The organism is Sphingopyxis sp. NFH-91, assembly GCF_021401285.1.
Classification (GTDB): Bacteria; Pseudomonadota; Alphaproteobacteria; order Sphingomonadales; family Sphingomonadaceae; genus Sphingopyxis; species Sphingopyxis terrae_A.
On record NZ_JACBGA010000001.1, the window covers coordinates 445,410 to 464,339 of the forward strand.

At 66.0% G+C, this 18,930-nt stretch carries 15 protein-coding genes and 1 pseudogene; 13 read left to right on the forward strand and 3 right to left on the reverse strand.

Annotation, left to right across the window (positions count from 1 at the left end; translation table 11 throughout):
* Position 1: 1 nt before the first annotated feature.
* On the reverse strand, positions 2-328 hold the full coding sequence (locus L0963_RS02180; RefSeq protein WP_062900783.1) for a DUF423 domain-containing protein: 327 nt from the start codon (positions 326-328) through the stop codon (positions 2-4).
* Positions 329-411: 83 nt separating this feature from the next.
* On the opposite strand from L0963_RS02180, the gene L0963_RS02185 reads away from it, so the two are divergent.
* From L0963_RS02185 to L0963_RS19635, 6 genes are all read left to right on the forward strand, one after another.
* Positions 412-1,626 carry a glycosyltransferase family 4 protein gene (locus L0963_RS02185; RefSeq protein WP_217372680.1) on the forward strand — a complete coding sequence of 405 codons (1,215 nt, stop codon included), beginning with the start codon at positions 412-414 and terminating at the stop codon, positions 1,624-1,626.
* 9 nt (positions 1,627-1,635) lie between these two features.
* Entirely contained in the window at positions 1,636-2,187 is a 552-nt protein-coding gene (locus tag L0963_RS02190; protein ID WP_062900781.1) for a sigma-70 family RNA polymerase sigma factor, read from the forward strand.
* The gene (locus tag L0963_RS02195) at positions 2,180-2,899 is read left to right on the forward strand and encodes an anti-sigma factor family protein (protein WP_062900780.1); all 720 of its coding nucleotides are present in this window, start codon (positions 2,180-2,182) and stop codon (positions 2,897-2,899) included. The genes L0963_RS02190 and L0963_RS02195 overlap by 8 nt, the downstream gene beginning before the upstream one ends.
* Before the next feature lie 152 nt (positions 2,900-3,051).
* Positions 3,052-3,615: an alkyl hydroperoxide reductase subunit C gene (gene ahpC, locus L0963_RS02200; RefSeq protein WP_062769850.1), complete on the forward strand. Its 564-nt coding sequence runs from the start codon at positions 3,052-3,054 to the stop codon at positions 3,613-3,615.
* Positions 3,616-3,751: 136 nt separating this feature from the next.
* Positions 3,752-5,335, forward strand: a complete 1,584-nt coding sequence (ahpF, locus tag L0963_RS02205) for an alkyl hydroperoxide reductase subunit F (RefSeq protein ID WP_062900779.1) — start codon at positions 3,752-3,754, stop codon at positions 5,333-5,335.
* Between the two features lie 95 nt (positions 5,336-5,430).
* A complete protein-coding gene (locus tag L0963_RS19635; protein WP_260834170.1) occupies positions 5,431-5,559 on the forward strand; it encodes a hypothetical protein in 129 nt (42 codons plus the stop codon).
* On the opposite strand, the gene L0963_RS02210 is transcribed toward L0963_RS19635, so the two are convergent.
* Positions 5,556-6,464, reverse strand: coding sequence for an AraC family transcriptional regulator (locus L0963_RS02210; protein WP_062900778.1), 909 nt, complete (start codon positions 6,462-6,464; stop codon positions 5,556-5,558). The two genes, L0963_RS19635 and L0963_RS02210, sit on opposite strands and share 4 nt — an antisense overlap.
* A gap of 97 nt (positions 6,465-6,561) precedes the next feature.
* Here L0963_RS02210 and L0963_RS02215 point away from each other — a divergent pair.
* Positions 6,562-7,095 (forward strand): annotated as a pseudogene (locus L0963_RS02215) (SDR family NAD(P)-dependent oxidoreductase); the annotation flags it as partial.
* Between the two features lie 222 nt (positions 7,096-7,317).
* Here L0963_RS02215 and glpD read toward each other — a convergent pair.
* Positions 7,318-8,838: a glycerol-3-phosphate dehydrogenase gene (gene glpD / locus L0963_RS02220; protein WP_217372679.1), complete on the reverse strand. Its 1,521-nt coding sequence runs from the start codon at positions 8,836-8,838 to the stop codon at positions 7,318-7,320.
* 187 nt (positions 8,839-9,025) lie between these two features.
* Between glpD and zwf the strand changes: the two genes are divergently transcribed.
* From zwf to L0963_RS02250, 6 genes are all read left to right on the forward strand, one after another.
* Positions 9,026-10,429, forward strand: coding sequence for a glucose-6-phosphate dehydrogenase (gene zwf / locus L0963_RS02225; RefSeq protein ID WP_062902983.1), 1,404 nt, complete (start codon positions 9,026-9,028; stop codon positions 10,427-10,429).
* A gap of 11 nt (positions 10,430-10,440) precedes the next feature.
* A complete protein-coding gene (gene edd / locus L0963_RS02230) occupies positions 10,441-12,282 on the forward strand; it encodes a phosphogluconate dehydratase (RefSeq protein ID WP_062900775.1) in 1,842 nt (613 codons plus the stop codon).
* 104 nt (positions 12,283-12,386) lie between these two features.
* A complete protein-coding gene (eda, locus tag L0963_RS02235) occupies positions 12,387-13,010 on the forward strand; it encodes a bifunctional 4-hydroxy-2-oxoglutarate aldolase/2-dehydro-3-deoxy-phosphogluconate aldolase (protein ID WP_217372678.1) in 624 nt (207 codons plus the stop codon).
* An 87-nt stretch (positions 13,011-13,097) separates the two neighbouring features.
* Positions 13,098-14,636: an HAD-IB family hydrolase gene (locus L0963_RS02240; RefSeq protein ID WP_234178525.1), complete on the forward strand. Its 1,539-nt coding sequence runs from the start codon at positions 13,098-13,100 to the stop codon at positions 14,634-14,636.
* Between the two features lie 109 nt (positions 14,637-14,745).
* Positions 14,746-17,097 carry a glycerol-3-phosphate 1-O-acyltransferase gene (locus L0963_RS02245; protein WP_062900772.1) on the forward strand — a complete coding sequence of 784 codons (2,352 nt, stop codon included), beginning with the start codon at positions 14,746-14,748 and terminating at the stop codon, positions 17,095-17,097.
* Positions 17,098-17,237: 140 nt separating this feature from the next.
* Complete coding sequence (locus tag L0963_RS02250; protein WP_234178528.1) at positions 17,238-18,797, forward strand: wax ester/triacylglycerol synthase family O-acyltransferase; 1,560 nt, start codon at positions 17,238-17,240, stop codon at positions 18,795-18,797.
* The last annotated feature ends 133 nt before the right edge of the window (positions 18,798-18,930 follow it).

Genomic DNA, 18,930 nt, shown 5'->3' on the forward strand with positions numbered 1-18,930 from the left:
ATCAGCCGCGCCAGTAGAACCACGCGGCCCACAGCCAGCCGGCGATCAGCAGGGTGCCGCCCACGGGCGTGACGGCGCCCAGCCAGCGCGGCCCGCCGAGCGCCATCGCATAGAGGGTGACGGCGAAAAGTCCGCCGCCGATCAGCAGCATGATCGCCGGGCCGCGTGCGGTCCCCATGATCGCGAGCGCCGCAACAGCGTGGACCAGTTGATACAGGCCGCCGGTGCGCAGCCAGTCGGCCTCCTGCGGTCCCGCCGCGCCATGCGCCCCGAAGGCACCCGCCGCGACCGCCAGTGCCGCCGAAATCGCCGCGAACAGTCCGATCATCTCCGTCTCTCCTTTGCAGCCATAATCTTAGCGCGCCGAGCGCGCCGATGGAATAAGCCGCGCCGCGGGGGCGTAAACGGGGCATGAAGCATGATCTGGAATCGGGCCGGGTCGCGGGGCGTTCGCCCGCCGGCCGGCCGCTGCGCATCGCGCTCTTCTCGGGCAATTACGACTGCGTGCGCGACGGGGCCAATCGGGCGCTCAACCGCCTCGTCGCCTATCTGCTCGATCGCGCGGGCATGGCGGTCCGCATCTATTCGCCGACCGCGCCGACGAAGGCGTTCGAATCGGTCGGCGATATTGTCTCGGTGCGCTCTGCAAGCATCCCGGGGCGCCCCGAATATCGCCTCGCGCTTGGCTTCACGGGCGCTGCCCGCGCCGACCTTGAGGCATTTGCCCCGGATATCGTCCATCTCTCGGCGCCCGATATCTTGGGCCGCCAGGCGCAAAAATATGCGCGGGCCGCCGGCATTCCGGTAGTCGCGAGCCTCCACACGCGCTTCGAAACCTACCCCGAATATTATCATCTCGGCTTTCTGCGCCGGCCGATGGAGGCCTATCTGCGGCGCTTCTACGGCGATGCCGACCATATCCTTCTGCCGACGGCGCCGATCCTCGACGAATTCGCGGCGCTCTACGGCCGCGACAATGTGTCGATCTGGTCGCGCGGGGTCGGCCGCACCGCCTTTCATCCCGCGCTGCGCAGCAACGCCTTTCGCGCCCGGCTCGGCTATGCACCCGGCGATGTGGTGCCGCTCTTCTTCGGGCGGCTCGTGCTCGAAAAGGGGCTCGGCGTCTTTGCCGACGCGATCGAGGCGCTCCGCGCGCGCGGCTATAATGTGCGCCCGATGATCGTCGGCGAAGGACCGGCGCGCGACTGGCTCGCGCGGCGACTGCCCAATGTCGCCTTCCTCGGCCATCTGGCCGGCGCCGACCTTGGCTGCGCGGTGGCGAGCGCCGACATATTGGTCAATCCCAGCGTGACCGAGGCTTTCGGCAACGTCAATCTGGAGGCGATGGCATCGGGGATCGGGGTGGTGTCGGCCGACGTTCCCAGCGCCTCGTCGCTGATCGTGCATGGCGGCACCGGCCTGCTGGTCCCGCCGCACTACGCCGCGGCCTATGCTGATGCGATCGCGCAGCTTATCGACGAACCCGCGCAGCTCGCGGTGCTGCGCCGCGCTGCTGCGGCGGCCGCGGACCGCTATTGCTGGGACGATATTCTCGCCGGGGTCGCGGCGCTCTATGGCCGGCTCGCCGGAACCGCTACTATCGCGGCGCTGGCGAGAGTCGCCTGAGGAGTTTCGATGCGCAAGGGCCGCGACGCCGACCCCGATATCGACGGCGATCTCGCCGCGATGCGGCGCTATGCGCGCGCGCTCGCGCGCGACGATCAGGATGCCGACGATGTGGTGCAGGATGCGCTGCTGCGCGCGATCGAACGGCGCGACACCTTTCGGGCCGAGGGCAACCGCCGGGGCTGGCTGCTCGCGATCGTCCACAATGTCTTCGTATCGGGCACGCGGCGCCGCGCGGCCGAGGCGCGGCGCAACGATCGTTTCGCCGATACGCTGGCGACGCAGGCCGACGCGGCTCAGGAACATCATGCGCGGCTGCGCGAGATTGCGCACAGTTTCGCCGCGCTTCCCGACCATCATCGCGCGGTGCTGCACCTGACCGCGGTCGAAGGCCTCAGCTATCAGCAATGCGCCGACCTTCTGGCCGTCCCGATCGGAACGGTGATGTCGCGCGTTGCGCGCGCGCGCGCGGCGCTCCGCGATCTCGAAAATGGACGCGAGGACACAGACGGACGGCGCCGCGCCGCGCCGCTGCGACTGGTTGGAGGACAGGATGACTGACGGGCCGAACGAAAGCGAACTCGCCGCCTATGTCGACGGGCAACTCGATGTCGAAGGGCGTTTCGCCGTCGAGGATCATCTGCGCCGTCACCCCGACCTCGCCGCACGCGTGATGGGCGATCTCGGCGCGCGCAGCGCCTTGCAGCTTCTGGCGCAGGACAAGCGCGCGATGCCCGCCGCGGTCGCGGCGCTCGGCCGCGATCTGGCAGAGCCGGTGCGGCGCTGGGGTCGCTGGATGTCGGTCGGCGGTACCTCGGTCGCCGCGGCGGTTGTCGCGCTGCTGTTCGTCGCAACCCAGGGACCGCCCGCCTACGTCGATTATGCGATCTCGTCGCACCGCATCGCGATGATGCGCGCCGGGCTCGATTCGCAGGCCGAAACGCCCCATTACGACGCGCGCGAGATTGCGAGTAGCACCAATATCGCGATCCCCAGCGTGCCGAAGAGCTGGAAGATCACCGACGTTCAGCTTTTCCCGACCGAGCGCGGCCCGGCCCTGCTCGTTGCGGTGCGCACCCAGGCGGGCGATCCGCTGTCGCTCTTTGCGCTGCACCAGCGTTCGGGGGCGCCCGAACGCCCCGACGCGGTGCGAGAAGGCGCGCAATCGGTGGCCTATTGGCGCCGCGGCGACATGTCCTATGCGCTGGTCGGCAATACCGGGCCGGGCGCGATCGACGCGACGGCGGAGAAGCTGGCGCGCAGCTGGTCCTGACAGTGATGCAAGCGGCGCGACATGTGTTCGAAAGATTGACAATTCAAGACCTTTTTGATCGATAAAATCGATCATGGCCGCGCGGATTTCCAATTTTCGCACTGCAACATAAATCGCTAGGGGAGGGCTCCACAAACAAAAGGAGGCTCTCCATGTCCGTGCTCAACACCACCATCAAGCCCTTTAACGCGACCGCGTACAAGGACGGCAAGTTCGTCGAAATCAGCGACGAAACCGTCAAGGGTAAGTGGGCCGTCTTCTTCTTCTATCCGGCCGACTTCACCTTCGTCTGCCCGACCGAGCTCGAAGACCTCGCCGACATCTATCCGACGCTGCAAAATATGGGTGTCGAAGTGTTCGCGGTGTCGACCGACACGCATTTCTGCCACAAGGCATGGCACGACACCTCGCCGGCGATCGGCAAGATCAATTACTATATGGTCGGCGACCAGAACCACAATCTGTCGAACAATTTCGAAGTTCTGCGCCAGGGCGTCGGCCTTGCCGACCGCGGCACCTTCGTGCTCGACCCGCAGGGTGAAATCCAGCTTCTGGAAATCACTCCCGAAGGCGTGGGCCGCAACGCCGCCGAACTGCTCCGCAAGATCAAGGCGCTGCAATATTGGGTCAGCCACCCCGGCGAAGTCTGCCCCGCAAAGTGGGAAGAAGGCGCCGAAACGCTCGCGCCCTCGCTCGACCTCGTCGGCAAGATCTAAGGTGTAATCGTCCGTGTGTCCCCGCGAAGGCGGGGACCCAGAGCGTTAGGTCGCTACACTTGCGCTCTACAGCGCTGGGCTCCCGCCTTCGCGGGAGCACACGGATTTTCTTTGAAACCAGGCAGGAACTCTCCCCATGCTCGACGCCAATATGAAGCAGCAGCTTCAGGGCCTCCTCACGAACCTTCGTGAACCGATCGAACTGCTCTCGTCGCTCGGCGACGATGCGAAGTCGGCCGAGCTGGCGGCGCTCCTCAACGATATCGCCGCGCTGTCGGACAAGGTCAGCGTGACGCGCACCGACGACGATGCGCGTCGGCCCAGCTTCCTGATCCGCCGCGCGAGCGACGCCCGTGTCGCGGTGCGCTTCGCGGGCATCCCGCTCGGCCATGAATTCACCTCGCTCGTTCTCGCGCTGCTCCAGGTCGGCGGCCACCCGCCGAAGGTGAGCGCCGAGGTGCTCGGGCAAGTGGCGGAGCTCGATGGCGACTTCCACTTCGAAACCTATTTCTCGCTGTCGTGCCAGAATTGCCCCGACATCGTGCAGGCATTGAACCTGATGAGCGTGGTCAACCCGCGCATCACCCACACCGCGATCGACGGCGGGCTGTTCCAGGCCGAGGTCGAGGAGCGCAAGATCATGGCCGTGCCGACGATCTTCCTGAATGGGCAGAATTTCGGTCAGGGCCGCATGGAGCTCGAACAGATCCTCGCCAAGCTCGACACCGGCGCCGAAGCGAAGGCGGCGGAAAAGATCGGCGCTAAGGAGGCGTTCGACGTGCTCGTCGTCGGCGGTGGCCCCGCGGGCGCCGCGGCTGCGATCTACGCGGCGCGCAAGGGTATCCGCACCGGCATCGCCACCGAACGCTTCGGCGGTCAGGTGCTCGACACCATGGCAATCGAGAATTTCATCTCGGTCCAGCACACCGAAGGGCCGAAGCTCGTTGCGCAGCTCGAGAGCCACGTCAAAGATTATGACGTCGACATCATGAACCTGCAGCGCGCCGAGAAACTGATCCCGGCGAAGGCCGAAGGGGGCCTGCACGAAATCGTGCTGGCGAACGCCGCGTCGCTCAAGGCGCGCACCGTTATCCTCTCGACCGGCGCGCGCTGGCGCCAGCTCGGCGTGCCGGGCGAGGATGCCTATCGCAACAAGGGCGTCGCCTATTGCCCGCACTGCGACGGCCCGCTCTACCAGGGCAAGCGCGTCGCGGTGATCGGCGGCGGCAATTCGGGCGTCGAGGCGGCGATCGATCTTGCCGGCATCGTCGCGCACGTCACGCTGATCGAATATGACAGCCAGCTCCGCGCCGACGCCGTCCTCCAGCGCAAGCTCGCGAGCCTGCCCAATGTCCGGATCATTACCTCGGCGCTGACCACCGAAGTGCTCGGCGACGGCGAAAAGGTGACCGGGCTTGCCTATAAGGACCGCAATTCGGACGCGCCGCACCAGGTCGAACTCGAAGGCATCTTCGTTCAGATCGGCCTCGTGCCGAACACCGAATGGCTCAAGGACAGCGTTACCCTGTCGCGCCACGGCGAAATCGAGGTCGACCATCGCGGCGAGACGAGCCAGCGCGGCATCTTCGCCGCGGGCGATTGCACGACCGTGCCCTACAAGCAGATCGTTATCGCGATGGGCGAAGGATCTAAGGCGGCGCTGTCGGCCTTCGATTACATGATCCGCCTGCCCGCGGATGTGGACGTCGAAGCGGCGTGAGCGCCATATTTTCGTCATGCCGGACTTGATCCGGCATCCATTCGCGGCGCAAACTCGCATGGACCCCGGACCAGGTCCGGGGTGACGAGAGAAGAATGACCGACAAGAAGAAGCCGCCCGCACCGATTCCGCTCTGCCGTTTCGAGGAACTGGCCGAGCGCGAGAACAGGCTGCGCGAGCAAGCGGCACGCAAGGCCGCAAAGCCGACGCGCAAACCGCGCTAGCCGGCCGTCATCGCAAAGCGCCGCGGCGGCACGCCCACCGCGCGCGCAAAGGCGGTGCTGAACGCGCTCGCCGACCCATAGCCCACACGCTCGGCGATTTCGTCGATCTTGCCCGCGCGGCGGCGCAACATGTCCTTGGCCAGGCTCATGCGCCAGCTTTGCACATATTCCATCGGCGGCACGCCGACGGTGCGCGCGAAACGGTCGAAAAAGGCCGATCGCGACAGCGCCGCTTCCTGCGCAAGCGCCGCGACCGTCCAGGCGTGCGCGGGGGCATCGTGGATGCAGCGGATCGCGCTCGCCAGCCGCGGGTCGCCTAGGCCGCGCAGCATCCCCGGCGGCGCCTCGTCACCGCCCGCGGCCCGCAGCGCCTCGACCAGCAGTATCTCGACCAGCCGCGCGAGCACCAGATCGCGCCCCGGCCTGTCGCCGCCCGCTTCGCTGCGCACCATCTGCACTAGCGCCGCCAGCCGCTCGGCCCCGTGCAAATGGATCAGGGCGGGAAGCTGCGATACCAGCAGGCCGGCGTCGGGCGAAGCAAAGGCGAAATAGCCGCCGAGCATCCGGACGTCGGGCTCACCGTCGGGCTCGCCATGCCGCATATCGCCCGAAAAGGCGGTGGTGTCATGGGGATCGATCGTGACCGGATCGCACGTAGCCCCTGCGTCGATGGCCGAAATGGTAAAGCCGGGCGTCTCAGGCAACAGCACGAAATCGCCGGCAATCAGCGTGACCGGATCGGCGCCATCGACCGTCAGTCGGCAGTGACCTTGCAGCACCGTGCAAAAGCTCGGGTCGCCGAAGGATGAATAGCGCACCGCCCACTGCCCGCGTCCGCCAATCCCTTTCGCGAAGACCGTGCTGGGGCGCAGCAGCGCGATGAGATCGGAGAGCGGATCGGCCATATCAGGACTATTGGTAAAGAAATGCGGATTTTACATTATAGATAGTATCTCTTCTGCTGACTAGATCCTTTCCATCACCCTGATGAAAGGAAGAATGATGAAACGGATTCTGATCACCGGCTGCTCGTCGGGCTATGGCCTCGAAACCGCGCGCCATTTTCATGCTGGCGGCTGGACCGTGATCGCGACGATGCGCAACCCGGCCGCCGCGCCGCTCGAACCTTCGGCGCGGCTTCGCCTGCTGCCGCTCGATGTGACCGATGACGACAGCATCGCCGCCGCCATCGCCGCCGCCGGGCCGATCGACGTTCTGGTCAACAATGCGGGGATCGGCCTGTTCGGCGCGCTCGAACATGCGCCGCTGCGGCGCATCCGCGACGTCTATGCCACCAACAGCCTCGGCACTATCGCCATGACGCAGGCGGTGATCCCGCAGATGCGCGAACGCCGGTCGGGAACGATCGTCAACGTCACTTCGTCGGCGACGCTTGCCTCCTTCCCTTATGCAGCCGCCTATACGGGCAGCAAGACCGCGATCCAGGGTTTCACTGGCAGCCTCGCGCACGAACTTGAACCGCTGGGTATCGGGGTGAAACTCGTCGAGCCCGGCTATGGTCCGACCACCGCCTTTAGCGCGAACACCGATGTCGCGCTCGCCGACGTGCTGCCCGAACCCTATGGCAACCATGCCGCGCCGATCCTTGCGGGCATGGCGCAACCCGCGCTCTTCACGACCGAGGCCGACGTCGCGGCGGCGGTGTGGGACGCGGTGCACGACCAGACGGGACGCAGCCATTTTCCGGCGGGCGCCGATGCGCTGGCGATCGCCGCGGCGGCAAAGGCGGACGGGCGATTACTCGGGCAGCGCGGGCTTGACGGCGATGCCGTCCAGAAAGGCGTCGAGCCGCTTGATGTCCTCGGCGGTGAAATGCAGCCCCAGCTTGCTGCGCCGCCACAATATGTCGTCGCTCGTCTGCGCCCATTCGCGGTCGATCATCCAACGGATTTCGGCGGCCGACAGTCCGTGCGCGATCTCGCCTCCCAGATCGTCCCAGCTTTGGGCTGTGCCGAGCCATGCCCGCGCGTCGGTGCCATACGCCTTGACGATGCGGTCGACCGTCGCGGCGGAGAGGAAGGGGTGGGCTAGCCGATAGTCGGCCTTCAGCGTCGCCGCGCCGTCGGTCCGAAAATCGCCGCCGGGCAGCGGCGCGCTGGCGGTCCAGCGCGCGCCGGTCAGCGCGGCGACATGCGCCGCCAGATCGTCGATCGCATGTTCGGCGACATGGCGATAGCTGGTGATCTTGCCGCCATAGATGGTGAGCAGCGGCGCGCCTTCCTCCATGTCGAGGTCGATGCGGTATCCGCGCGTTGCCGCCTCGGGCTTGCCCGATCCGTCCTCGACCAGCGGCCGCACCCCCGAATAGGTCCACACGACATCGTCGGGGCCGATCTGCACGGCGAAATACTGGTTCGCTCCCTCGCACAGATAGGCGATTTCCTCGGCACTTGCATGCACGTCGGCCAGCGATCCCTCATGATCCTGGTCGGTCGTCCCGATCAGCGTGAAATCGCGCTCATAGGGGATGGCGAAAAAGATGCGGCCGTCGGGAAGCTGGAAGAAATAGGCGAAATCATGGTCGAACAGCTTGCGCACCACGATGTGCGATCCGCGCACCAGCCGCATCTGATAATCGGGCGGCGCGGCGGCGCGGCGCAGCAGATCAAGCACGGCGGGGCCGGCGGCATTGACAAGGCTGCGGCCGGTAAAGCGATAGGCTTGGCCGTTCGCGCCCGTCGCCTCGACCACCCATAGCCCGTCCTCGACCCGCATCAGGTCGGCGCGGGTGCGCGTCTTGATCCGCGCCCCGCGGTCGGCGGCGTCGCGCGCGTTCAGCATCACCAGCCGCGCATCGTCGACCCAGCCATCCGAATATTCGAAACCCTTGGCATATTGCGGCTGCAGCGGCGCGCCCGCCGGATGCCGCGCCAGGTCGATCGACCGCGTTGGCGGCAATTTCCGGCGCCCGCCGATATGGTCGTAGAGAAACAGGCCGAGCCGCAGCAGCCAGCGCGGCCGCAGCCCGTCGCGATAGGGGAGGACAAAGCGCATCGGCCAGATGATGTGCGGTGCGATGCCCCACAATATCTCGCGCTCGGCCAGCGCTTCGCGCACCAGGCCGAATTCATAATGCTCCAGATAGCGCAGCCCGCCGTGGATCAGCTTGGTCGAGGCCGAGGAGGTGCCCTGCGCCAGATCGCCCTGTTCGATCAGCAGCACGCGCGCGCCGCGCCCCGCGGCATCGCGCGCGACGCCGGCCCCATTGACGCCGCCGCCAATCACGATGACATCATAGGGGATGGGCGCGTCGGTCATGGCGCGTTCCTATGCCAGATGCGGGCGGCTTGCCAATGGCGATGCAAAGCTATGCGGCTTACGTATGCGCGTTGCAATCGCCAGGGGCTTTCGCCAGCGTCCCTGTCCGTTATCCAAGGGGATATTTGTGAGCGTCAAAGTCGAAACATTGGTGCTGTTCGGGGCGACGGGGGATCTTGCCCATCGCATGCTCTTCCCCTCGCTCTACAATCTGCACATGGACGGGCTGCTCGACGATGCGATGACGATCGTCGCCTCGGGCCGCTCGCAGATGGATCGGGCAGGGGCGCACGCGATGGTACGCGCCGCGCTCGACGATCACCTCGCGGGCGATCGCATCGACGAAGCGGTGATTGCCGCTTTCCTCGAGCGGATCGACTATTGCGCGGTCGATGCCGGTGCAGCGACGGGGTACGACCGGCTCGCCGAAATGCTCGGTGACCGGATGAGCCGCCCGATCGGCGCCTATCTGTCGACCCCGCCATCGATGTTCGGCCCGATCGCGCAGGGGCTCGCCGCGGCCGGGATTGCCTGCGCCGAATGCCGGATCGCGATGGAAAAGCCGATCGGCCACGATCTCGCCTCGTCGCGTGCGGTCAACGAACAGGTCGGCAGCGCCTTTGCCGAGGATCGCGTTTTCCGTATCGATCATTATCTGGGCAAGGAAACGGTCCAGAACCTGCTCGCGCTGCGTTTCGCGAATATGCTGTTCGAACCTTTGTGGAACGCGCAGGCGATCGACCACGTCCAGATCACCGTGGCGGAAACCGTCGGCCTCGAAGGCCGGGTGTCCTATTATGACGGCGTCGGTGCATTGAAGGATATGGTGCAGAACCATATGCTCCAGCTCCTCGCGATCATCGCGATGGAGCCGCCGGCGAGCGTCTCGGCGACCGCGGTGCGCGACGAAAAGGTCAAGCTGCTGCGGTCCTTGCGCAAGATGCGCGCCGACGATGTCAAGGCGCACAGCGTCAAGGGTCAGTACACGAGCGGCGCGGTGAACGGCGGCGCGGTCACGGGCTATGCCGACGAGCTGGGCCATCCGTCGAACACCGAAACCTTCGTTGCGCTCAAGGCCTATATCGACAATTGGCGCTGGAAGGGCGTGCCCTTTTACCTGCGCACCGGCAAACGGATGCCGCAGCGCAAGTCGGAAGTGCTGATCCAGTTCAAGCCGGTGCCGCATAATATCTTCGCGCGCGTCGGCGCGGGGGGACTCGACGCCAACAGCATGATCATCAACCTGCAGCCCGAAGAGAATATCCGGGTCAAGGTGATGGCGAAGCAGCCGGGACTCGACCGCGACGGGGTAAAGCTCAAAGAGGTCACGCTCGACGTGTCGCTCTCGCACAGTTTCGAGGGCGAGCGGCGGCGCATCGCCTACGAACGGCTGTTGCTCGACTTCATCGAGGGCGATCAGACGCTGTTCGTGCGCCGCGACGAGGTCGAGGCGCAGTGGGAATGGATCGATTCGATCCGCGACGCCTGGGCATCGGTCGATCTGGCGCCGCAGACCTACACCGCGGGAAGCTGGGGCCCGTCGAGCGCGATCGCGCTCATCGAACGCGACGGAGCGAGCTGGCATGATTGACGGGAATAGCCATGACTGATCTCCACCCCACGATCGCCGCCGTCACCGACCGCATCACCCGCCGTAGCGCGCCGCGCCGCGCCGCCTACCTCGATCTGATGCAGCGGCAGCGCGAGGCCGGAACCAATCGCGGCAATCTGTCGTGCGGCAACCTTGCGCATGGCTTCGCGGCGTCGGGCGAGGACAAGCCCGCGATCCGCGCGGGCGCCGAGATGAATATCGGCATCGTCACCGCCTATAACGACATGCTGTCGGCGCATCAGCCCTATGGCCGCTACCCCGAACAGATAAAGATTTTCGCGCGCGAAGCCGGCGCCACCGCGCAGGTCGCGGGCGGCGTTCCCGCGATGTGCGACGGGGTGACGCAGGGACAGGCGGGCATGGACCTGTCGCTGTTCAGCCGCGACAATATCGCGCAGGGCACCGCGATCGCTCTCAGCCACGCGATGTTCGAGGGCGCGCTGCTGCTCGGCATCTGCGACAAGATCGTTCCCGGCCTGCTCATCGGCGCGCTGCGTTTCGGCCATCTGCCCACGATCCTCATTCCGGCCGGGCCGATGCCGTCGGGCCTCGCGAACAAGGAAAAGGTCCGCGTCCGTCAGCTGTATGCCGAGGGCAAGGTCGGCCGCGACGCGCTGCTCGAGGCGGAGGCGGCCAGCTATCATGGCGCAGGCACCTGTACCTTCTATGGCACCGCCAATTCCAACCAGATGATGATGGAATTGATGGGGCTGCACATTCCCGGCAGCGCCTTCGTCAATCCGGGCACCAAGCTGCGGCAGGAACTGACGCGTGCCGCGACGCACCGGCTGACCGAAATCGGCTGGACCGGCGACGACTATCGCCCGCTCGCGCGCTGCGTCGATGAAAAGGCAATCGTCAATGCCGCGATCGGCCTGCTCGCGACCGGCGGTTCGACCAATCATGCCATCCACCTGCCGGCCATCGCGCGGGCGGCGGGGATCATCATCGACTGGCAGGATTTCGACGAGCTGAGCCGCGCCGTGCCGCTGCTCGCGCGCGTCTATCCGAATGGCGCGGGCGACGTGAACAATTTCCACGCCGCGGGCGGGATCGGCTATGTCGTGCGCGAACTGCTCGGCGCCGGACTGCTCCACGGCGATGTGCTCACGGTGGGCGGGTCAATGGCCGACTATTCGGGACAGCCGGTGCTGGTCGACGATGCGCTTCATTGGGAGGCCGCACCCGAGACGTCGCGCGACGAAACGATGTTGCGTCCCGTTTCCGCTCCTTTTTCGTCCGACGGGGGCATGCGGCTGCTGTCGGGCAATCTCGGCCGCGCGATCATCAAGACGAGCGCGGTTGCCCCGAATCGCTGGACGATCGAAGCCCCGGCGCGCCTCTTCGACGATCAGGATCAGGTGCTCGCTGCATTCAAGGCGGGCGAACTCGACCGCGACTGCGTCGTCGTCGTGCGCTTCCAGGGGCCGCGCGCCAACGGCATGCCCGAACTCCACAAGCTCACCCCGGCGCTCGGCGTGCTGCAGGACCGCGGCTACCGCGTCGCGCTGCTCACCGATGGCCGCATGTCGGGGGCGAGCGGCAAGGTGCCTGCGGTGATCCACCTCTCGCCCGAGGCGCTGCCCGGCCCCGACGGGGTCAGCGGCCCGCTTGCCTGTCTGCAGGACGGCGACATGGTGCGCGTCTGCGCGGTAAACGGCGAGGTGACGGCGCTCGTTGATCCCGCTGAATGGGCCGCGCGGTCGCCCGCCATCGCCCCGCCGCCCGCACTCGGCGTCGGGCGCGAGCTGTTTGCGCTGTTCCGTCACCACGCCGACGAAGCCGAAAAGGGCGGGTCGGCGATGCTCGCGGCGATGGAAACCGTCGTCTGATGCGAAAACCGTTTGTCCTGAGCTTGTCGAAGGACCGCTCTTCCTTTCAACGGATTCGGAATAGAACAGCCCTACGACAAGCTCAGGGCGAACGGAGTTAGAAGATGTCCGACAAGTCCATCGACCAGATCATGGCGCTAGCCCCCGTCATCCCGGTAATCGTCATCGACCGCGTCGAGGACGCCGTCCCGATGGCCGAGGCGCTCGTCGCGGGCGGCCTGCCGGTGCTCGAGGTCACGCTGCGCACCCCTGCCGCGTTCGCTGCGATCGCGGCGATGAAGGCGGTGCCGGGCGCGGTCGTCGGCGCCGGGACCGTCCTTGATCCCGCGATGCTGGCGGGCGCGATCCATGCGGGCGCCAAATTCATCGTTTCGCCGGGGCTGACCGACAATCTCGGCAAGGCGGCGGTCGCGAGCGGCATTCCCTTCCTCCCCGGCACCGCCAATGCCGGCGACATCATGCGCGGCATGGATCTTGGCCTCTCGCATTTCAAATTCTTCCCGGCCGCGACAAGCGGCGGCATCCCTGCGCTCAAGGCGCTCGCGGGGCCGTTCGGGCAGGCGCGCTTCTGCCCCACCGGCGGCATCACCGCCGCGACCGCACCCGAATGGCTCGCGCTGGACGCGGTGCTGTGCGTCGGCGGCAGCTGGGTCGTCCCCGCGGGGCCGCTCGATCCGGCCCGGATCGAGACACTCGCGCGCGAGGCGTCGGCGCTTTCGCGCCATTGATTAACCCCATTTTACCTGTCATCGTGCAGGGATAAGGCGGTACAGCCGCCAGTGGGGGAGATGCGCGTGCCAAGGCCGCAGCCGCATTTGGAAGAAGTTCTCGCGTCCGAACCCGGATCGCATATCGCCGCGCTCTTCGATTTCGACGGAACGATCATCGCAGGCTATTCGGCGACGGCGATGCTGCGCGAAAAGCTGCAGCGCCGCGAAATGTCGGTCGAGGAAATCGCCGAGACCGCGAATGTCATCGCGCAGCACAGTCTGGGCGCGATCGGCTTTTCGGGGCTGATGAGCGGCGCCGCCAAATTCATGAAGGGCGTCGAGGAGGAAAGCTTCGTCCAGTTCGGCGAAGAACTCTACAAGAAGCATATCGCGCGCAAAATCTATCCCGAGACGCGCGCGATCATCGAGGCGCATCAGGCCAAGGGGCACCGCGTCGCGATCATCTCGTCGGCGACGATCTACCAGATCGAACCGACCGCGCGCGACCTCGGCATATCCGACATCAAATGCTCCGCCTATGAAATCGAAGATGGCGTGTTCACCGGCGACATCATCCGCCCGCTCTGCTTCGGCGAAGGCAAGGTGCTTGCCGCCGAGGAGCTTGCCGCAGACTATGGCTTCGACCTCGATCAGAGCTATTTCTATTCGGACAGCGACGACGACATCGAACTGCTCGAACGCGTCGGCAAGCCGCGGCCGCTCAATCCCAATATGAAATTGAAGGCGATCGCCGACGAGCGGGGCTGGCCGGTGCAGCGCTTCGCGAGCCGCGGCACGCCGTCGTGGGTCGACTATACGCGCACCATCTACGCCACCGGCTCGCTGATCGGCGCCTTCGCGGCTGGCCTGCCGATCTGGGCGCTGACGCGTTCACAGCGCGAGGCGGTCAATTTCTCGATGGGGCTGTTCGGCGACTTCGCGACCGCGATCACCGGCGTCGAGCTCGAGGTCGAGGACGAACGCCACCTCTGGTCGTCGCGCCCGTGCATTTTCATCTTCAACCACCAGAGCAAGGCGGACGTCATGATCCTTGCCAAGCTCATCCGCCGCGACATGGGCGGGGTGGGGAAGAAGGAGATCAAGGAAATTCCCATCTTGGGGAAGCTGATGGAATGGGGCGGCACCGTCTTCGTCGACCGCGCCGACGGCAAAAGCGCGATCAAGGCTATGGAACCGCTGGTCGAAGCCATTCAGAAGGAAGGCAAGTCGATCTGCATCGCGCCCGAGGGGACGCGCAGCCTGACCCCGAAGCTCGAACCCTTCAAGAAGGGCGCCTTCCACCTCGCCATGCAGGCGGGCGTGCCGATCGTCCCGATCGTCATCCACAATGCGACCGACGTCGCGCCGAAAAACGAATTCGTGATGCGCCCCGCGACGGTGCGCGTCACCGTCCTGCCGCCCGTCGATACGTCCGAATGGCAGGTGAAGACGCTGAACACCCATGTCCGCGACGTGCGCAACATGTTCCTGCGCACCCTCGGCCAGCCCGAGGAGACTGTCGCGGAATCGGTTGCGAAGGAGGCGGCGCCAGCGGCAAACCCCGAAAAGGCGCCGAAGAAAGCGGCTACCAAGAAGCCTGCCGCCAAGAAAAAGCCGACGCCCCGAAAGGTAAAGAAGGCCTAGCCCATGTTTCACCTCGTCATTGCGAGCGAAGCGAAGCAATCCAGGGCGGGTTACGCCGCGCTGGATTGCCGCGTCACTACGCTCCTCGCAATGACGGTGGTTTAAGGCCATGGCCGACGGCACGCCCCGCAGCGAATTCGTCGCGGAGCAGCTGGCCGACCGGCTCTACATCATTGACGCGCACAACCGGATCGAGCGGCAGATATTGCTCGACTGGATCCACGCGACCTCGGTCGATCCGGGCGGGGAGGGCGCGCCGATTTGGGTCAGCCTCGCGATCGCCGATGACGATCATGCCCTCGACCTCGATGCGCTCAAGGCGCGGCTGGCGGGCGACCCTGCGCGTACGGTGGTGCCGCTGCGCGTCGCGTGGCGCATCCCCGGTTTCGAGCGCGATCGCGCGCTGAAATTCCGGCATCTGATCTTCGGCGACCCGCGCCGTCCGGGGCCGCTGCGCGCGCGGTTCATCCTGTGGCGCGACCGGCGCCGGGCGCAGATCCTGGTCGGCGAAGCGGCAACACAGACAGAGCTGAAGGCACGCTATCTCGCGCAGACCGGCGGCGGTGACGGCTGCGAGGAGGGAAGCAGCGAATTTGCCGGCTTCGTCGCGCGGCAGGCGGGGCTCGCGCTCGACGTCGCCGAACGCGGCATCCGCGGCAGCCGCTACAAGGTGCCGCGCTTCGTTGCCGACTCGCTGCGCACCAACCCCAAATTCCGCGCCGCGCTTGCCGATCTTGCCGGCCAGCTCGGCCGTCCCGTCGCGGATCTCTACCGCGAGGCGCGCCCGCTGATGAAGGAGGTCATCGCGACCCCCAGTGCGCTGTTCCTCGACCTGCGCGCGCGGCTCGACCGGATGATGTTCGGCGGCTATGCGCCCGAGATGGAGGTCGACGCGGCCGAGCTTGCAAAGCTGCGCTCGGTGCTGCGCGAACATCCGACCGCGATCCTGTTCACACACAAAACCTATATCGACGGCGCGACCCCCAGCCGCCTCGCCTATGAAAATGACCTGCCGATGCTGCACAGCTTTGGCGGCGCCAACCTCGACTTCGCGATCATGGGCCAATTCTTCCGCCGCTCGGGAATGATTTTCATTCGCCGCAGCTTTCAGGATCAGCCGGTCTACAAGCTGGTGCTGCGCCACTATATCGCCTGGCTGCTCGCCAAGCGCTTCCCGCTGTCCTGGGCCTTCGAAGGGACGCGCTCGCGCCTCGGCAAGCTGATGCCGCCCAAATATGGCCTGATGAAATATGTCCTCGACGCCGCGCATGCGACCGGGACGCAGGGGGTACATTTCGTGCCCTTCGTCACCAGTTTCGACCTGATCCGCGATGTCGAGGAATATGCCGCCGAACAGACCGGGCGGACCAAGAAACCCGAAAGCCTCGCCTGGTTCATCGGCTATATGAAGAGCCTCAAGGAACCGTCGGGGCGCATCCGTCTCGACATCGGCGAGCCCGTCGTCATTCCGGAGGCGCCAGCCCCCGACGACCGGCGCGCGCTGGAGCGTATCGCCTTCGCCGTCGCGGTCGAGGCGAACCGCGTCACCCCGCTTACCGTCACCTCGGTCATGTGCCTCATCCTGCTCGGCACCGCGCCGCGCGGCGTGACCGAGGCAGAGATGATCGCGACGATCGCGCGCATCACCGCCTGGGCGCGCGAGCGCGGCATCCGCCTCAGCCGCGAGCTCGAAGGCGGCGACGCCGCGGCGCTCGCGGCGACGCTCGACACGCTCGTCGAGGGCGGCCTGCTCACGCGGTTCGAGGCCGGCAGCGAGACCGTCTATTCGATCGACCCCGCCAAGCATCCGATGGCGAGCTATTATCGCAACATCATCGCGCATCATTTCCTCGACCGCGCGATGATCGAGCTGGCGCTGTTCGAGCTGCGCGATGCCGACAGCAAGGATTCGACCGCCGCCTTCTGGGCGCGGATCGACCGGCTGCGCGATCTGTTCAAATTCGAATTCTTCTACCCGCCGCGCGGCGAACATCTGGCCGCGCTGGAGGCTGAACTTGCGCGCATCGACCCTGCCTGGGCCAAGCGACTGGCGAGCGGCGACCGCGGCGTTGCGCAGCTCATTCGCCGCTGTCAGCCGATGGTCGGCCATGCGATCCTGCTACCCTTTGCCGAGGCCTATTCGGTCGTTGCCGACATTCTGGCGCGCGCGCGCCCCGGCGATCCGGTCGATGAAAAGGCGCTGCTCGACGCCGCGCTGATCGAGGGGCGTCAGGCCTGGCTCCTGCGCCGGATCAGCAGCGAAGCGTCGATCGGAAAATTGCTCTTCGCCAACGCCCTGTCGCAGATGCGCCATATGGGGCTGGCGGAAACCGCGACCCCTGACGGATTGCGCGCGCGCCGCGCACTGCTCGTGGAACTCCGCGGGCTCGCCAACGTCATGGAATCGATGCGGCTGGCCACGCTCGCGCTCGCCGACCGATTGCCGGGGACGGGAGAATGACATGACACCGCGTTCGTCATGGCGAGGAGCCGCAGGCGATGCGGCAATCGCTCGCCTTTGTCCCGGCGCCCGGCCGGTGACGGGAGATTGCTTCGCTCCGCTCGCAAGGACGGGATCATCGATGTTGGATGGAGGTTCGCATGCTTAAGCAACTCAGCGCCCAGGACGCCCAGTTCCTCTATACCCAGACCGCGAACAATCTGACGCATATCATGGGTATCTACATTTACGATCCGTCGACGGCGCCAGGCGGCTTCGTGCGGTTCAAGGATATCATCGCGCACGTCCAGTCGCGCGTCGACACATCGCCGCTGTTCAAGCGCCGGCTCCACCGGCTGCCGCTCGATCTCGACCACCCCTATTGGGTCGAGGACGAACATTTCGACATCGAAGCGCATATGAGCCACGCGCGCCTGCCCGAACCCGGCGACTGGCGGCAATTCTGCATCGCGGTCGCGCGCTATTTCTCGAAGCCGATGGATATGAACCGGCCGCTTTGGGACATTTACATCATCGAGGGGCTCGACCGTATCCCCGGCATCCCGAAGGGCAGCTTCGCGATGCTCCACCGCGTCCATCACGCCGCGGTCGACGGCGCATCGGGCGCGCATGCCTTCATCGCGATGAGCGACATCGACGCCAAGGGGACGCCGGCAATCCCCGGCGCGCCGGTGGAGGATCTCGGGCGCGCGCCGTCGAGCGCGGAGGTCGCCACGCGCGCCTGGACCGCGTCGATGCAATCGCCGGTCAAATTCATGAACGCGCTGCTCAAGGTGTCGCCCTCGCTGATGACCGCGGCGCGCAAGTCGATGCTCAGCGATCAGGGGATGACCGCGGGCGTCCCCGAAACGCGCTTCAACGCACCCGTCGGCCCGCACAAGATGTTCGACGCGACCCGGGTTGCGCTCGCCGATATCGCGAAGGTGCGGGCAAAGGTGCCCGGCGCGACGGTCAACGACGTCATCCTTGCGACCTGCGCGGGCGCGCTGCGCAAATATCTTCAGGCGCATGGCGAACTGCCCAAGGAAAGCGTCGTCGCGGTCGCCCCGATCAACCGGCGCGGCAAGGGCGGCAAGGCCGACAGTCCCGGCAATCAGGTGACCGCGATGAGCGTGCCGCTGCGCACCGACATTGCCGACCCGCTGAAGCGGCTCGCGGCGATCCGTGACTATACGGTGGAGGCGAAGGAGGCGAAGGCGGGCGTCAGCGCGCGGATCATGACCGACCTGTCGCAGCATATTCCGGGCGCGACGATGGCGGCGGTTGCGCGCATCCTGACGAGCGAGCGCTTCGCGGTGCGCGGCACCAATCTTTTCATCTCGAACGTCCCGGGCGCGCAGGTGCCGCTCTATCTCGCGGGGGCGCAGCTTGTGCAGCAATACGGCGCAGGCCCGCTCGCCAACAATATGGGGCTGTTCATCGCGACCCCCAGCTATAACGGTCAGGTCGGCTTCTCGATCATCTCCGAACGCGCGATCATGCCCGACATCGCCTTCTTTCGCACGTGCATCGACGAAAGTTTCGCCGACCTGCTCGCCGCGCAGCCTAAGCCCGAAAAGGCGGCGGTCAAACCGAAGCCTGCAGAAAAGCCCGCTTCGAAGACAAAGACTTCATCCAAAACGACACCCAAGGCGAAAGCGAAACCAAAAACGCCGACGAAGCGGAAGAAGGCATCACCTCCTTCGTCACCCCGGACTTGATCCGGGGTCCATTCGCGCGGCGCCGGGTCAATGGATCCCGGATCAAGTCCGGGATGACGAAGGTGTGGAAGCTGGCGTCAAAACAGTTGCCAAAGGCAACGTAACCCGCAAGAATCACTGAAAATAGAAATAG

Excerpts from the sequence above, each read along its gene's own strand:
- L0963_RS02185 (WP_217372680.1), top strand. The coding sequence starts at position 412 with ATGAAGCATGATCTGGAATCGGGCCGGGTCGCGGGGCGTTCGCCCGCC.
- zwf (WP_062902983.1), top strand. The coding sequence starts at position 9,026 with ATGCTCTTCCCCTCGCTCTACAATCTGCACATGGACGGGCTGCTCGAC.
- ahpC (WP_062769850.1), top strand. The coding sequence starts at position 3,052 with ATGTCCGTGCTCAACACCACCATCAAGCCCTTTAACGCGACCGCGTAC.
- L0963_RS02190 (WP_062900781.1), top strand. The coding sequence starts at position 1,636 with ATGCGCAAGGGCCGCGACGCCGACCCCGATATCGACGGCGATCTCGCC.
- L0963_RS02250 (WP_234178528.1), top strand. The coding sequence starts at position 17,238 with ATGCTTAAGCAACTCAGCGCCCAGGACGCCCAGTTCCTCTATACCCAG.
- L0963_RS19635 (WP_260834170.1), top strand. The coding sequence starts at position 5,431 with ATGACCGACAAGAAGAAGCCGCCCGCACCGATTCCGCTCTGCCGTTTC.
- glpD (WP_217372679.1), bottom strand. The coding sequence starts at position 8,838 with ATGACCGACGCGCCCATCCCCTATGATGTCATCGTGATTGGCGGCGGC.
- L0963_RS02180 (WP_062900783.1), bottom strand. The coding sequence starts at position 328 with ATGATCGGACTGTTCGCGGCGATTTCGGCGGCACTGGCGGTCGCGGCG.
- L0963_RS02245 (WP_062900772.1), top strand. The coding sequence starts at position 14,746 with ATGGCCGACGGCACGCCCCGCAGCGAATTCGTCGCGGAGCAGCTGGCC.
- edd (WP_062900775.1), top strand. The coding sequence starts at position 10,441 with ATGACTGATCTCCACCCCACGATCGCCGCCGTCACCGACCGCATCACC.
- eda (WP_217372678.1), top strand. The coding sequence starts at position 12,387 with ATGTCCGACAAGTCCATCGACCAGATCATGGCGCTAGCCCCCGTCATC.
- L0963_RS02210 (WP_062900778.1), bottom strand. The coding sequence starts at position 6,464 with ATGGCCGATCCGCTCTCCGATCTCATCGCGCTGCTGCGCCCCAGCACG.
- ahpF (WP_062900779.1), top strand. The coding sequence starts at position 3,752 with ATGCTCGACGCCAATATGAAGCAGCAGCTTCAGGGCCTCCTCACGAAC.
- L0963_RS02195 (WP_062900780.1), top strand. The coding sequence starts at position 2,180 with ATGACTGACGGGCCGAACGAAAGCGAACTCGCCGCCTATGTCGACGGG.